This is a genomic window from Cobetia sp. SIMBA_158, assembly GCF_046566945.1.
GTDB classification, from domain to species: Bacteria; Pseudomonadota; Gammaproteobacteria; order Pseudomonadales; family Halomonadaceae; genus Cobetia; species Cobetia amphilecti.
This window is the reverse complement of sequence record NZ_JAWJYL010000116.1, coordinates 1-368: the sequence shown is the minus strand read 5'-3', so window position 1 is coordinate 368 and position 368 is coordinate 1. Positions and strand designations below refer to the sequence as shown.

1 protein-coding gene is annotated in these 368 nt (G+C 41.6%); it reads left to right on the top strand.

Annotation, left to right across the window (positions count from 1 at the left end; all coding sequences use genetic code 11):
* The coding region (locus tag R2R70_RS19230; protein ID WP_410978785.1) for a hypothetical protein at positions 1 to 368 on the top strand (368 nt) is incomplete at both ends.

Sequence of the window (368 nt, the reverse complement as noted above, 5' to 3'; positions counted from 1 at the left end):
CTAAGAGATTGAAAGAGATTAATCAGCAAATGGCCGCTCTTTTTGCAAAGTATGGGAAAGATGGTTCTCTATCTATGGCTGATCTCAACAAATACAACCGCTTCAAAAAAGAAATGGAGCGGATGACCGAGGAATCAAGCAAAGCATTCAAAACTGTGATCATCATTGTCGAAGCATTAGCCGCTAAGCAATTTCTTGAGAACTATATGCGGTCTGCTTATCTCTACGAGATAGAAGCAGCGGTGAAGATGGGTTATACGTTGCCGACAACGGCAATGATTCAACAGGCAATATTAAACCCGATAGCTGAATTGACTCTTTCAGCCTTATATAAGCGTCACCGTGATGATTATGTCCGGCAGATTCAA